This is a genomic window from Methylobacterium sp. J-048, from assembly GCF_022829515.1.
In the GTDB taxonomy this organism is placed as follows: domain Bacteria; phylum Pseudomonadota; class Alphaproteobacteria; order Rhizobiales; family Beijerinckiaceae; genus Methylobacterium.
Window position 1 is genome coordinate 1 of sequence record NZ_JAKSYL010000037.1, and the last position, 13,202, is coordinate 13,202.

11 protein-coding genes, 1 tRNA gene and 2 pseudogenes are annotated in these 13,202 nt (G+C 69.8%); 3 read left to right on the forward strand and 11 right to left on the reverse strand.

The window, feature by feature from the left end; genetic code table 11:
• On the reverse strand, nt 1-2,343 hold a 2,343-nt coding region (locus MKL09_RS01050; RefSeq protein WP_244017144.1), incomplete at its 3' end, for a DNA translocase FtsK.
• Between the two features lie 191 nt (nt 2,344-2,534).
• Here MKL09_RS01050 and mtnA point away from each other — a divergent pair.
• A pseudogene (mtnA, locus tag MKL09_RS01055) lies at nt 2,535-3,634 on the forward strand (S-methyl-5-thioribose-1-phosphate isomerase).
• 79 nt (nt 3,635-3,713) lie between these two features.
• Here the strand turns inward: mtnA and MKL09_RS01060 are convergent.
• The 8 genes from MKL09_RS01060 to pth all read right to left on the reverse strand — a co-directional run bounded on the left by MKL09_RS01060 (nt 3,714) and on the right by pth (nt 8,919).
• Entirely contained in the window at nt 3,714-4,001 is a 288-nt protein-coding gene (locus MKL09_RS01060) for a type II toxin-antitoxin system RelE/ParE family toxin (protein WP_244017146.1), read from the reverse strand.
• Nucleotides 3,998-4,237 carry an acetyltransferase gene (locus tag MKL09_RS01065; protein ID WP_092045358.1) on the reverse strand — a complete coding sequence of 80 codons (240 nt, stop codon included), beginning with the start codon at nt 4,235-4,237 and terminating at the stop codon, nt 3,998-4,000. Before MKL09_RS01065 ends, MKL09_RS01060 begins: the two co-directional genes overlap by 4 nt.
• A 110-nt stretch (nt 4,238-4,347) precedes the next feature.
• Entirely contained in the window at nt 4,348-5,391 is a 1,044-nt protein-coding gene (locus MKL09_RS01070; RefSeq protein ID WP_244017148.1) for an aldo/keto reductase, read from the reverse strand.
• A 60-nt stretch (nt 5,392-5,451) separates the two neighbouring features.
• Nucleotides 5,452-6,441: a MaoC/PaaZ C-terminal domain-containing protein gene (locus MKL09_RS01075; RefSeq protein ID WP_244017150.1), complete on the reverse strand. Its 990-nt coding sequence runs from the start codon at nt 6,439-6,441 to the stop codon at nt 5,452-5,454.
• A gap of 34 nt (nt 6,442-6,475) precedes the next feature.
• Nucleotides 6,476-7,573, reverse strand: a complete 1,098-nt coding sequence (gene ychF / locus MKL09_RS01080; RefSeq protein WP_244017152.1) for a redox-regulated ATPase YchF — start codon at nt 7,571-7,573, stop codon at nt 6,476-6,478.
• A gap of 8 nt (nt 7,574-7,581) precedes the next feature.
• Complete coding sequence (locus MKL09_RS01085) at nt 7,582-8,046, reverse strand: PIN domain-containing protein (protein WP_244017154.1); 465 nt, start codon at nt 8,044-8,046, stop codon at nt 7,582-7,584.
• Nucleotides 8,039-8,269 (reverse strand): hypothetical protein, encoded by a 231-nt coding sequence (locus MKL09_RS01090; protein ID WP_091865283.1) that lies wholly within the window; start codon nt 8,267-8,269, stop codon nt 8,039-8,041. The genes MKL09_RS01085 and MKL09_RS01090 overlap by 8 nt, the downstream gene beginning before the upstream one ends.
• A 41-nt stretch (nt 8,270-8,310) precedes the next feature.
• Nucleotides 8,311-8,919 (reverse strand): aminoacyl-tRNA hydrolase, encoded by a 609-nt coding sequence (gene pth / locus MKL09_RS01095; protein WP_244017156.1) that lies wholly within the window; start codon nt 8,917-8,919, stop codon nt 8,311-8,313.
• 342 nt (nt 8,920-9,261) lie between these two features.
• On the opposite strand from pth, the gene MKL09_RS01100 reads away from it, so the two are divergent.
• Nucleotides 9,262-9,492, forward strand: coding sequence for a hypothetical protein (locus MKL09_RS01100; protein ID WP_244017158.1), 231 nt, complete (start codon nt 9,262-9,264; stop codon nt 9,490-9,492).
• A gap of 21 nt (nt 9,493-9,513) precedes the next feature.
• On the opposite strand, the gene MKL09_RS01105 is transcribed toward MKL09_RS01100, so the two are convergent.
• Nucleotides 9,514-11,685 carry an FUSC family protein gene (locus MKL09_RS01105; protein ID WP_244017160.1) on the reverse strand — a complete coding sequence of 724 codons (2,172 nt, stop codon included), beginning with the start codon at nt 11,683-11,685 and terminating at the stop codon, nt 9,514-9,516.
• Nucleotides 11,686-11,915: 230 nt separating this feature from the next.
• Between MKL09_RS01105 and MKL09_RS01110 the strand changes: the two genes are divergently transcribed.
• A tRNA-Arg gene (locus tag MKL09_RS01110) sits at nt 11,916-11,992 on the forward strand.
• Between the two features lie 315 nt (nt 11,993-12,307).
• Here the strand turns inward: MKL09_RS01110 and MKL09_RS01115 are convergent.
• Nucleotides 12,308-13,066 (reverse strand): annotated as a pseudogene (locus MKL09_RS01115) (integrase core domain-containing protein); the annotation flags it as partial.
• Nucleotides 13,067-13,202 lie beyond the last annotated feature (136 nt).

Below are 13,202 nucleotides of genomic sequence, written 5' to 3' on the forward strand. Positions count from 1 at the left end.
CAGGTGGGCGACCACGCTCTCGACCTCGCTGTCCGAGCAGAACGGCCCGTGCACGCGCGTGGTACGCCCGCCGCCGGCCATGAACAGCATGTCGCCCTGACCGAGCAGCTGCTCCGCGCCCATCTCGCCGAGAATGGTCCGGCTGTCGATCTTGCTGGTGACCTGGAAGCTGATGCGGGTCGGGAAGTTCGCCTTGATCGTCCCGGTGATCACGTCCACCGACGGGCGCTGGGTCGCCATGATCAGGTGGATGCCGGCCGCGCGGGCCATCTGGGCGAGCCGCTGGATCGCCCCCTCGATATCCTTGCCCGCCACCATCATCAGGTCGGCCATCTCGTCGACCACGATCACGATGTAGGGGAGGGGGGCGAGGTCCATGGCCTCGTCCTCGTAGATCGCCTCGCCGGTCTGCCGGTCGAAGCCGGTCTGCACGGTCCGGGTCAGCACCTCGCCGCGGGCGGCGGCCTCCGCCACGCGGGCGTTGTAGCCGTCGATGTTGCGCACCGCGATCTTGGACATCTTCTTGTAGCGCTCCTCCATCTCGCGCACCGCCCATTTGAGGGCGATGACCGCCTTCTTCGGGTCCGTGACGACGGGGGAGAGCAGGTGCGGGATGCCGTCATAGACCGACAGCTCCAGCATTTTTGGATCGACCATGATCAGGCGGCACTCTTCCGGCTTGAGCCGGTAGAGCAGGCTGAGGATCATGGTGTTGATCGCCACGGACTTGCCCGAGCCGGTGGTGCCGGCGACCAGCAGGTGCGGCATCCGGGCGAGGTCGGCGATGATCGGCTCACCGCCGATGTTCTTGCCGAGGCACAGGGCGAGCCTGTGCTTGCTCTCGGCGAAGTCCGTGGAGGCCAGGAGCTCGCGCAAGAATACCGTTTCGCGCTTGGCGTTCGGCAATTCGATGCCGATGGCGTTGCGGCCGGGGACAACCGCCACGCGTGCCGAGACCGCCGACATCGAGCGCGCGATGTCGTCGGCGAGCGCGATCACGCGGCTGGACTTGGTGCCGGGCGCCGGCTCCAGCTCGTAGAGGGTCACGACCGGGCCGGGGCGTACCGCCAGGATGTCGCCGCGCACGCCGAAATCGCCGAGCGTCGCTTCGAGCAGGGTCGCGTTCTGCTCCAGGGCGTCGGCCGAGACCTGGCTCGCCGGCGAGGGACCGCGCGGCGGCGCCAGCAGGTCGAGGGCCGGCAGGGCGTAATCCTCGGGCCGCATCTGCGGCGCGGGCGCCCGGCGGGCCGGGATCGGCGCGGTGGGCGGCGGGGCGACCCGCGAGGCGGTCGGCTCCGGGGCGCGCGGCGCCGCCGGCCGGGGCGGGGCCTCGCGGGAAGGGGCCTCGCGGGAAGGGGCCTCGAACGCGTCCGGCTCGTCGTCTTCCGGGGGCAGGGCGGCGCGGCGGACGGGGGCGGCGGCCGGCTCGTCCGGTGCGTCGAAGACCGGCTCACGCCGCTCCGCGCCCGGGTGCTGGAGGGGTTCGGGCAGGTGCTCGGCCCAGGGCAGGTCCGCATCCGTGAAGGCGCGCCGGGCCGCCAGCGCCGGCGAGGCGCTGTCGAACGGTTCGACCCGGCCGGTCCGCCAGGTCTCGATCCGCCGCGCCAGGGCGACGCGCATCCGCATCAGGCCCTGGGCGAGGGCGCCGACGCCCACGAGGCCGAGGCTCGGCTCATCGGCATCCTCGCGCTCGTCCCGGCCGGAGGAGGCGCGGCCGCCGTGGGCGGGCTGATGCCGGACGGGATAGGGCTCGTCGTGGAAGGAGTCCTCCTCGACGGCGCCGAACCGGCAGGCGCCGGTGAGGCTGAGGATCGCCACCGCGGCATAGACGAAGCCGACGAGATGGGCCGCCGCCGAGGACACCGCCCCGACGATCACCCGGGCCATCGACAGCAGGCCGTCCCCGGCGACGCCGCCGAGCCCGGTGGGGAGCGGCCAGCGGGCGGTGGGCGGCAGGGCGCTCGCCAACGCGCTCGCCGCGCAGAAGCCGATGATCCAGAGCGCCAGGCGCATGCCGCCCTGCGGCAGGTCGCGCTCGCGCATCAGCCGCACGCCCCAGAGCACGGGCGGCAGCACGAAGGCGAGGGCGCCGAGCCCCAGGATCTGCATGGCGAGATCGGCCACGACCGCGCCCGGCTGGCCGAGCACGTTGTGGGCCGGGTGGTCGGTGGCGTGGTTGAGGCTCGGGTCGTCGATCGACCACGTGGCGAGCGCCACGGTCAGCGCGACCGCGCCGGTGAACAGGACGAGCCCTCCGAGCTCCGTCAGGCGCTTGCCCAGAAAGGGGCGAACGCTGTCGACGTAGGTGTCGTAGGGCGACGCGGGACGGCGAAGCGAGCGCATGCGGGACCGGACGCGAACGGGGGACTCTCGCCCGAGGCTAGTCATGCCGGTCTTAACGACCTGCTAAGGTTGAGGAAGCCTGACCCGGCGCCCCCCGGGATCGCACGGGACCCGGCGCGGGCGGGCTCGGTGCGGGCGGGACTTGGCGCAAGGTGGTGCAAAAACCGCCCCGCTATGGCACAGAAACCGCCATGAACATCGACGGCCAGCCCTATCGCACGATCTTCCCGGACCCGGAGGGCACCAGCGTCCAGGTGATCGACCAGACCCGCCTGCCCTTCGCGTTCGAGCTGAAGCGGCTCGCCACGCTGGACGACGCCGCGCTGGCGATCCGCACCATGATCGTGCGCGGCGCGCCGCTGATCGGCGTCACCGCGGCCTACGGGCTGGCGCTGGCCATGCGGGCCGATCCCTCGATAGAGGGGATCGACCGGGCGGTGGCGGTGCTCGCCGCGACCCGCCCGACGGCGATCAACCTGCGCTGGGCGCTCGACCGGGTCGCCGGCAACCTGCGGCAGATCCAGCCGGCCGAGCGCTTCGTGCGCGCCTTCGCGGAGGCCGGCCGCATCGCCGAGGAGGATGTCGCGAGCTGCCGCGCGATCGGCACCCATGGCGGCCAGATCATCGCCGACCTGCACAAAGCGAACGGCGGGCGGCCGGTCACGGTGCTGACCCATTGCAACGCCGGCTGGCTCGCCACGGTGGATTGGGGCACCGCGCTGGCGCCGATCTACGCCGCCCACGAGCGCGGCGTGCCGGTGCACGTGCTGGTGGACGAGACCCGGCCGCGCAGCCAGGGCGCGGCGCTCACCGCCTTCGAGCTCCACGGCCACGGCGTGCCGCACACGGTGATCGCCGACAATGCCGGCGGCCACCTGATGCAGCATGGCGGGGTCGATCTGTGCATCGTCGGCTCGGACCGGACCACGGCGGCGGGCGACGTCTGCAACAAGATCGGCACCTACCTGAAGGCGCTGGCGGCCCACGACAACCGCGTGCCGTTCTACGCCGCCCTGCCGTTCTCGACCATCGACTGGACGCTGAACGACGGCGTCAAGGAGATCCCGATCGAGGAGCGCGACGGCCGCGAGGTCACCCACATGACCGGCCGGCTCCCTGACGGCGGCTTCGCCACGATCGAGGTGGTCTCCCCCGGCAGCCCTGTGGCCAACCCGGCCTTCGACGTGACGCCGGCCCGGCTGGTAACCGGGATCATCACCGAGCGCGGCATCTGCGTTGCCAGCGAAGAGGGGCTGTACGGGCTTACCCGGAGCGCCGGAAGGCGGCGTGAGGGGAGGCCGGAAGGCCCCGCGTGGCTCAGCCCGTCATCTTGACCATCAACACGGGGCGGGCTGCTGTCGTGTCGTGCTCTAGGACAGGCCGCCCGGCTTCCTGGACGCATGCCGGATCGCGAGGATCGCGATGGCATCCGCCGATGCGTCCAGACGGTAGAAGATCAGATACGGATAGCGGGGCAGGGCGAAACGACGGACACGGCGACTCCCCATTGGGCCGATCTCGGGATAGCGGCCGATGAGCACGAGCGCGGCCTGGATGGCCGTCTCGACATGTCGTGCGCCGCGCGGGTTGCGAGCCTCCAGATAGGCTGCGATCGCTTCCACATCGGATTGGGCTTGCGGAGTGAGGCGTAGCCTCATGGCGCATCGCGCACCCGTGCGAAGGCCGCCGCGATGATCTCGGTCGTCTCACCCTCTACGAACGCGCCGCGATCAGCCTGCTCCAGGCCGGCCGTGACGGCGGCCCTGTGCTCCGGCTCGACGTCGAGTGGCTCGGCAATCTGCGCCAGGCTGAGCATGGCCTGGGCGATGGTGTCCTGTTCGGCGGCGGACATCCGACGAACGGCCGCCACCGCCTTGTCCAGTAGATCCGTCATGGGCCGATCTCCCACAACACCTTAGCAGGATCGGCCGGAATGATGCCAGAACTCGGTCGGAGCTGCCGTATCACGCGCACGATGAGCGCCGGACGGCGGCGGAAGCCGCCTCATCGCGCGCCGGGCCGGCCGGACTCGGCGAGCTGCTGAGCCCGGGCGTTCTGGCGCTCGAACATCCAACCCGGATACTCGGCCGGTAGAACACTCACCGCATCCAGGGTATCGAGTTCCTCTGCGGTCAGGTCGAGCTTCGTCGCAGCAATGTTGTCCTCGAGCTGATCGAGGCGTTTGGCACCCACGATGGCGCTGGTCACCGCCTTGCGGTGCAGCAGCCAGGCGAGCGCCACCTGAGCCACCGAAACGCCCCGCCCTTCCGCGACGGCCCGCATCGCGTCGATGCAGGAATCCGCACGGGGCCGGTCGACCGGCGGGAAATCGAAGCTCGAGCGCCGGCCTTCTCCCGTTCCGCCGGAATACTTGCCGCTCAGCAGGCCGCCTGCCAGGGGGCTCCAGACCAGCAGGCCGAGGTTCTCGGAGCGCAGCATCGGGACGATCTCCCGCTCCAGGTCGCGACCGGCGATCGAGTAATACGCCTGCAGCGTCTCGAAGCGGGCGAGACCGGCCCGCTCGCTGATCCCGAGCGCTTTGACGATCTGCCACGCCGCCCAGTTCGAGACGCCGACATAACGGACGTGGCCGTGTTGCACGAGGATGTCGAGGGCCCGCATCGTCTCCTCGATCGGGGTTGCCGGGTCGAACCCATGGACCTGATAAAGGTCGATATGGTCGAGCTGCAGCCGCTTCAGGCTCGCCTTGCAGGCGTCGATCAGGTGCAGGCGTGAGGCGCCGCGGGCGTTGGCGCCCGTTCCCATCGGCCCGTAGCCCTTGGTGGCGACGACGACGCTGTCACGCGGGACCTTGAGGTCGCGCAAGGCCTGGCCGGTGATCTCTTCAGAAAGGCCCTCCGCGTAGACATCGGCCGTGTCGATGAAGTTGATGCCGGCATCGATCGCCCGCCCGACGAGACGCCCGGCTTCCGTCTGATCGAGAGCGCCGATCTGGCGCCACATCCCGCCACCGCCGCCAAAGGTCATCGTGCCGAGGCAGAGTTCCGAGACGAACAGCCCCGTGTTGCCGAGCTTCTTCTGATACATGTGCGCGGGATCCCGTCCGTGTCCGTCGCGACAACGCACGGGGGCGGGAACCGCTGCGCCTCACGACTCCCAACGGTGGAACACCGCGCTGTCGAACGAAAAGACCGGCTCGCCGCGCTGGTTCACTCCGGTGTTGCGGGCAAAGGCCAGGCCCCAGCCGGGGCGGGAGGCTGAGGCGCGCTTGTCGGTGAGGCGGGTGCTGAACCGGACCGTGTCGCCCGCGTAGACCGGCTTGAGCCAGCGCAAATTCTTGAAGCCCGGGGAGGGGCCGGATTCCGGGACGGGGCCGCGGGTGGCCGTGTAGGCGGCGTCGCGGGCGCGGGTGGTGAGCAGCCGGTTCATGTAGGCGGCGGCGGTGTGCCAGCCGGAGGCGCAGAGGCCGCCGAAATGGCTGCGCCGGGCCGCGGCCTCGTCGAGATGGAACGCCTGCGGATCGTAGGCCTCGGCGAAGGCCACGATCGCCGCGGCGCTGAACGGGTAGGCGCCGAGATCGCGGACCAAGCCGATCTCGGCATCGCGCAGGAACGGCAGGATCTCGGCATCGTCCGGCTCCGTCACCGGCTCCGGCTCGCCGGTCTCCACGGGGCGCGGCGGCAGCGGATCGGTGCCGCGGCGGGCCAGCATGAAGGTGAAGCGCTGGGTCAGCACCGTCGCGCCATGCTGGTTGCTGAGAGCGACTTCCGCGGTCACGAAGCCGAGCCCCGGCTTCGAGGCCGAGTCCCGCATCCCCACGACCCGGAAGGTCAGCATCAGGGCATCCCCGGGCAGCACTGGCGCCAGCCAGCGCAACTCGTCGATCCCGGGCGCGCCGAGCGACGAACCGCCCTGGAACGGCCCCTTCTGGAGCAGCCGCATCCCCAGCGCGGCCGTATGCCAGCCCGACGCGATCAGCCGGCCTACGAAGGTCGGCTCCGCGGCCGCCTCGTCGAGGTGGAACGGCTGGAAGTCGAACGCCCGCGCGAAGCCCACGATGGCGTCGCGGCTGACCGTCAGGGGCTCGCCGACGATGACGTCGCCGACGGAAAAATCCTCGACCGCGGGGTCCGGCATGGCAGCCTCGTCCAGTGCGTCAGGGGGGAGGGGCTCAGTTGGCGAAGCGGAAATGCAGCACGTCGCCGTCCTGCACCACGTAGTCCTTGCCCTCGAGCCGCAGCTTGCCGGCATCCCGGGCGCCGGATTCGCCGCCGAGCGTGGTGTAGTCCTTGAACGCGATGGTCTCGGCGCGGATGAAGCCCTTCTCGAAATCCGAGTGGATCACGCCGGCGGCGCCCGGGGCGCGGGTGCCCTTGGTGATCGTCCAGGCCCGGGCCTCCTTGGGGCCGACCGTGAAGTAGGTCACGAGGCCGAGCAGGTCGTAGCCGGCGCGGATCACCCGGTTGAGGCCGGGCTCGGTCAGACCCACCGCCTCCAGGAACTCGGCCTGGTCGGCTTCGGGCATCACGGCGATCTCGCTCTCGATCTTGGCCGAGACCACCACCGCGATGGCGCCTTCCGCCTTGGCCCGGGCGAACACCGCATCCGAGTAGGCGTTGCCTTTGTCGGCATCACTCTCGTCGACGTTGCAGACGTAGAGCACCGGCTTGGCGGTCATCAGCCCGAGGGACTGGAACAGTTTTTCCTCGTCCGGCTTGCGCTCGACCAGCCGCGCCGGCTTGCCCTCGCGCAGTAGCGGCAGGGCGCGGTTGACGAGGTCGAGGCTCTCCTTGGCCTCCTTGTCGGCGCCCTTGGCCTTCTTCTCCAGGGCGACGGCCCGGCGCTCCAGGCTGTCGAGATCGGCGAGCATCAACTCGGTCTCGATGGTCTCGATATCGGCCGCCGGGTCGACCTTGCCCTCGACATGGGTGACGTCGCCGTCGGTGAAGCACCGGACCACGTGGGCGATGGCGTCGACCTCACGGATGTTGGCCAGGAACTGGTTGCCCAGGCCCTCGCCCTTGGAGGCGCCGCGCACCAGCCCGGCAATGTCCACGAAGGTCAGCCGCGTCGGGATTTTTTCCTTCGAACTGGCGATCCGGACGAGGTCGTCCAGGCGCGGATCCGGCACCGCCACCTCGCCGACATTCGGCTCGATGGTGCAGAACGGGTAATTCGCCGCCTGGGCGGCCGCCGTCTGCGTCAGCGCGTTGAACAGGGTCGACTTGCCGACGTTCGGCAGGCCGACGATGCCGCATTTGAAGCCCATGATCCGTCCTAATGGTCCGCCATGATCGTTTCAGGACCTGCCTGGAATGGGTCCACGATCGTAATGCCCTCGACCTCGCGGCCGTGTTGAAAGTCTTCCGAGAGAAGGTAGCGACATCCCGCACGGATCGCAGAGCCGAGGATGACGCAGTCCCACCACTGGAAGCCGGTCTGAGCGCGCAGAGACCATGCGCTTGCGATCAGCTCAAGGTCCGTCGCGCCGTGCGACCATGTTTCGATCGCCAGGGTCGTCCGCCGCACCTCGTCGGCCGCGACGCGAATCCGGCCCCGCAGGAGGGTGTTGTGAATCTCGCCTAGAACTTGCGGGCTGACCACAGCCGTGTTTCGCGCGGACAGCGTCGCCAGCCAGAGTCGAGCCCGCTCCTGCTTCTCGGGGAAGCGGTCGTCACGGGCATAGAGGAGGACGTTCGAATCGATGAAGACGCGCGGGACCCCGAGCCTGTGCTCACTCATCGTAAAGCTGGTCGCGCGACGGCGCGCGACCATTCTCGTCCAGAACGTGAAGCGGCGGTCCGGCCAGGAACTGCGCCAAAGCTTCGCTCTGCGAGATGGGGCGACCGACACGCTGTTCCACCGTCTCAGCCACGAACCGCGACAGGCTCTTCCCTTCGTGCGCCGCTGCTACGCGGGCGCGCCGAAGCAGATCCTCGTCCATCGTCACGGTGACGTTCTTCATCGCAGCCTCCCTGGGCTATATCGTGTTCTCGTGTTTCCGTGTCAATTTTTGGAACCCAGCGTCTTCACCTCGTCCCAGCCCCGGCCGGCCATGGCGAGGTGGACCTTGTTCTGGAAGCTCGCATCCTCGCCCGCCGCCAGCAGCGCGACGTGGTCGGCCACCGCGTGGCAGAGATCCTCGACCCAGGGCAGCTCGGCCTTGCCAAAATCGTTGAGCACGTAGGCATGCACCATCGCCTTGTCGCCGGGATGGCCGATGCCGAGCCGCACCCGGCGATACTCGTTGCCGCATTGGGCGGTGATCGAGCGCAGTCCGTTATGCCCGGCATTGCCGCCGCCGAGCTTCACCCGGAGCTTGGCCGGGGCAAGGTCGAGCTCGTCGTGCAGAACGATCACGTCGCTCAAGGAGATCTTGTAGAAGCGCTGCGCCTCCGAGACCGAGCGCCCGGACTCATTCATGAAGGTCGAGGGCTTGAGCAGGATCGCCCGCTCGGTGCCCAGCACCACCTCGGCGGCCTCGCCCTGGAACCGGTGCCGGAACGGGCTCGCCCGGTGCTGGCGGGCGATCGCATCGATGGCCAGGAAGCCGATATTGTGCCGGTTGTTCGCGTAGCGCGAACCCGGATTTCCGAGGCCGACGATCAACCGCATGGCAGAGTCCCTGGCGCGATCTTGTTCATGGGGCATTCTTTTCGCGGCGGTCTGTGGCACGCTTCCCCGCGCGACGCATCCCCGCGCCGGCATCCGCGCGATCGCGCCGCTGGCCCCACCTGTCCGGTCACGGGCATCAGGCATTCGAGGCCGGACATGCGCCGACCGTGCGCCAGCGCACAGCATCGGTCGAACCACGGGCAGACGATCCTCGTTGAGAGGTCACATTCGGCCAAGCAAAGCCCGAGCGATCAAGACCGCCGCACCGACGATCTTCCTCACCCGACACGGTTGACCGAATGACTTCCCGTCGAAGTCAGACGCAGACAAGAGGAGATCATCATGACCATCCGTATGCTCGCCGCCGCCGCCCTGTTTGCCGCCGCTGCCACGCCGGCCCTCGCGCAGGGAATGGACTCGAAGCATTCGCCCTACCCGGCCTCGGCCTATTCGGGCTGGATCGGGAATGCCGGCGTCCTGCAGCAGGATCGGACCCAGACGACGCGGGCCTCCGCCTACCGCTATGCCGGCCCGCATGCCGGCGGCCCGGCCAACGCCCTGCCGCGGTACTGAGACCGGCGGCCGGCTCGCGCGTCAGGTCGCCGGGACGGTCCGACCGTCCCGCGCGACGGCGTCGGCCTCCGGCCCCGTGCCATCGATCGCGCGCAGCTCGCCGGGGCGCAACGTTCCGCTCAGCAGGTCGACCTGGCTCACCAGACGCGCGAGCGACTGCCCTCGGTCGAGGTCGGGCCGCTCCGGCAGCGGATGGTCCTCACCGAGGGCCGCCAGGGTGGCGGCGATCCAGGCCCGCCAGGCTTCCGCCTCCGGGGCGGCCGCCTCGGGGGCGTGGCGCAGCACCGTGAGCCGGGCACTGATCCGGCGCAGGGTCGCGTCGGCCACCATGGCGGACTCCACCTCCGGGTGGCGGCCGGCCCGGGGCTGCTGCAGGGCGCGCGATAGGGCCGCCTCCAGGTCGTTGAGGGCGAGGCCGGCTTCCCGGGCTCGGGCCGAGACCGCGGCCTCCCGGGCCTCCCCGGCGGCGGCAAGCAGCACCGCCCCGGCGAAGTCGGCGTGGGTCTTGAGCGCCCGCCGCAATTCCTGGCGGACCTGGTCCGGCTCCCAGATCGGCCAGAGCACCAGGCAGCTCGCCACCGCGATCAGCCCGCCCAGCACCGTGAAGCCGGCGCGCATGCCGACGATCTCCCAGGAGCTGTGGCCGGGCTCCAGCAATTCGACCAGCAGCACCACCAGCGGCGTCAGGCAGGTGATGAAGAAGCCGTAGGAGATCTGGCGCGCCGCGAACCCGACCACGCTGAGCACCAGGATCAGTCCAGCCTCGACCAGCGGGGTCGTGGCGTAATAGGCCAGCACCGCGCCTGCGATCCCGCCCAGCACCGTGCCGCCGATCCGCTCCAGCGCCCGCTGCCAGGTCGCCGCGTAGAACGGCTGCATGGTCAGCACCACGGTCATCACCAGCCAGTGGGTGAACGCGCCGGCATAGGTCAGGGTCGCGGCGAGCGCCGGCGCCGCGACTGCGGTGGCCCGCAGGGCGTGCCGGAGGTTCGGCGAGGCCAGGGTCAAGTTCTGCCGCAACGGCTCGACATAGCGGGTCCAGCGGTCGAGGTTGCGCCCGTCCGTCAGGGTGCCGCCCGGCCGGTAGCCCTCGGGCGTCGAGAGCTTGGCGCCGATCCGCACCCGCCCGACGATCCGCTCGGCCAGCCGGGCCAGGGTCGCGTCCTCCGACAGGCCCTCCGCCGCCCGGGTGATGGAGTGTTCCAGCCGGCCGAGATCCAGGCTGGCATCGTCGCGGATCGCCCGGGCGATGGTCACGAGGAGCGGCCGCAGGCGCCGCAGGAAGGTTTTTGTCAGGGCCCGCCGGCTCGGGGACGGCCGGCTCTCTATCAGCTCCGCCACGGCGATCAGCGCGGAGAAGATCTGCTCGGCGCTTTCGAGCCGCAGCAGCGCCTGGGCGGTGCGCTCGGAGACGCGCTCGCGGGAGCGGGCGAGATCGAGGATCATGACCCGGGCGGTCTCGATGCTCGCGCGCACGCCCCGCCGATGGCCCCGCGCATGCCCGTCGAACGCGTCCGCGTCGGGATCGGGCAGGGCGACGAGCCGTTCGAGGTCGCCGCAGAGCCGCGCCAGGCCGTGCCAGACCTCGGCCACCGCCCGGTGCGCCGGCCGGTACGGGTGCAGGCGCCAAATCACCAGGGCCAGCAGCGTCGCCCAGAGCCCGCCGGCCGCGAACATCAGCGCCACGATCCCGGCCTGCTCCAGGGTGAGCGGCCGGTCGAGGGCGATGCACAGCACGACCACCAGCACGTTGCCGGCCGCTTGCGCTTGCACGCTCCAGACCCGAACGTAGGAGCAGGCGAAGATCAGCGCGCAGGAGACTGGCACCACCACCGGCAATCCCAGGGGCTGCAGCAGGCCCAGACCGGCCCAGAGCAGGCCGCCGAGCAGCGAGAACGCGGTGAGCACGCGCAGGCGCACCCGCATCGGCCCGCCGGTGTCGCAGAAGCAGGCGAGGTTGGCCGCCAGCGCCATGGTGAGCAACGGCGGCCACTGCACCCAGATGTTGATCAGGATGACGACGCCGAACGCGAAGGCGGCGCGCACGCCCTCGACGAGCCGGATGTTGCGCAGATCGAGGCCGGTGGGCAGGCGCGTCAGGTCCGCCCCCGGCCGTGCGAGGCTGCCCCGGGCGGCGACCCGGCGGCGCCGGGTACGCCCGGGGCGCGATACGGAGGGATTCGGGCCAGGCAACCTCGGACTCCTGTGCGGGCGCGACGCCCGGGCATGAACCGCGCCCCGACCTGTCCGGATCCGCCCCGCGCCGCAACCCCGCCCTGTCGCCCCGGGGCGACGGAAGGCCCGGGATGCCACGGCGTCAGCCGCTCGATCCGGACGGCTGACGGCGAGGGCCGACCGGGTCCCGGCAGCCAGACGCTTGACCCTCGGGCAAGCCCATGGCTTTTGAGGGCGCTGGCACCCGAGACTCCGTAGCTCAGCTGGATAGAGCAGCCGCCTTCTAAGCGGCAGGTCGTTGGTTCGAGCCCAACCGGGGTCGCCAAGCATTACAATGACTTGGCTCGCTTTGTTATTGAGCATTCCGATAAGCAGGCGGCTGCTGATTCCGACAAATCCCCTCGATTTGTTCGGGTGAGACGGCGCTTTCGCGTTCCGGCGATGATCTGGCGCTGAGTCCTTTTCACGTAGCGGGGCAGGGTTCGTGCGTTTTTGTGCCGGCTGATGGCGCACGTCTGCGCGTCGGTGAATTCGGCATCTCCGAGTTCGGTCATGCCACCTGATCGGCCCCCACAGGGTGGTCCAAGGTTGAAGTTAGTGCACGGTGGGCCTGGAGTTGACCCCGTTTGTGGTCCACGGCCTATGCAAGTTCCCGGGCTGTGACAGTTTGGTTGGTGAAGGCTCGGGGCGTCAAGCCGCCCAGGGCCGTGTGGGATCGATCGTCGTTGTCATGGCACCTCCAGTCCTCGATGCGCTCGCGGGCATCGGCCAGCGACAGGAACCACGAGGCGTTCAGGCATTCCGCTCGGAGGCGGCCGTTGAACGACTCGATGTAGGCGTTGGCGGTTGGCTTGCCCGGTCGTGAGAAGTCGATCTCGACCCCGTTCAGGTAAGCCCACTGGTCGAGCATGCGGCAGGCGAACGCCGGCCCCTTGTCGACCCGCAGGCTTTTCGGTCGACCTCGCAGCCTGACCAAGGCGTCCAGCGCCTCGGTCACCTGGAAGGCGCGGAAGTTGGCTCTCGGCGTGAGTGAGAGTGCCTCTCGCGTGTGGCAATCGACGACGGTCAAAATCCGGACCGGTCGGTTCGCTTGTGGTTCACGGCTCAGCCCTCCCGTCGCAACAGGAGGTGCAGCCGCCGGTAGCCGTAGCGCACCCGGGCGGCAGCCAACTCCTTCAGCCGCATCCGTAGCGCGACCTGCGGGTCAGAGCGCTTGGTATAGCGTTGGGACGAACGACTGACGCCGGTGGCCTGACAGGCCCGACGCTCGCTGATGTCGTAGGCCACCTGCAGATGGCCGGCGACCTCACGGCGAACCTTACCACTTTCGCTTGAGGACATCCTGCAGCATCGAGCGGTCCAGCGTCAGATCTGCGACCAAACGCTCGAGCTTGCCTGATCGTCCCCCTTTGAAGTGGTCCGCCCTGAAGTATGGCTTTTGAGCCGACAGAGGACGGAACCGATGGCCCAACGACCCAAGCCTGAGGAGATCGTGAGTAAGCTGCGTCAGGTCGACGTGCTGGTCTCACAAGGAC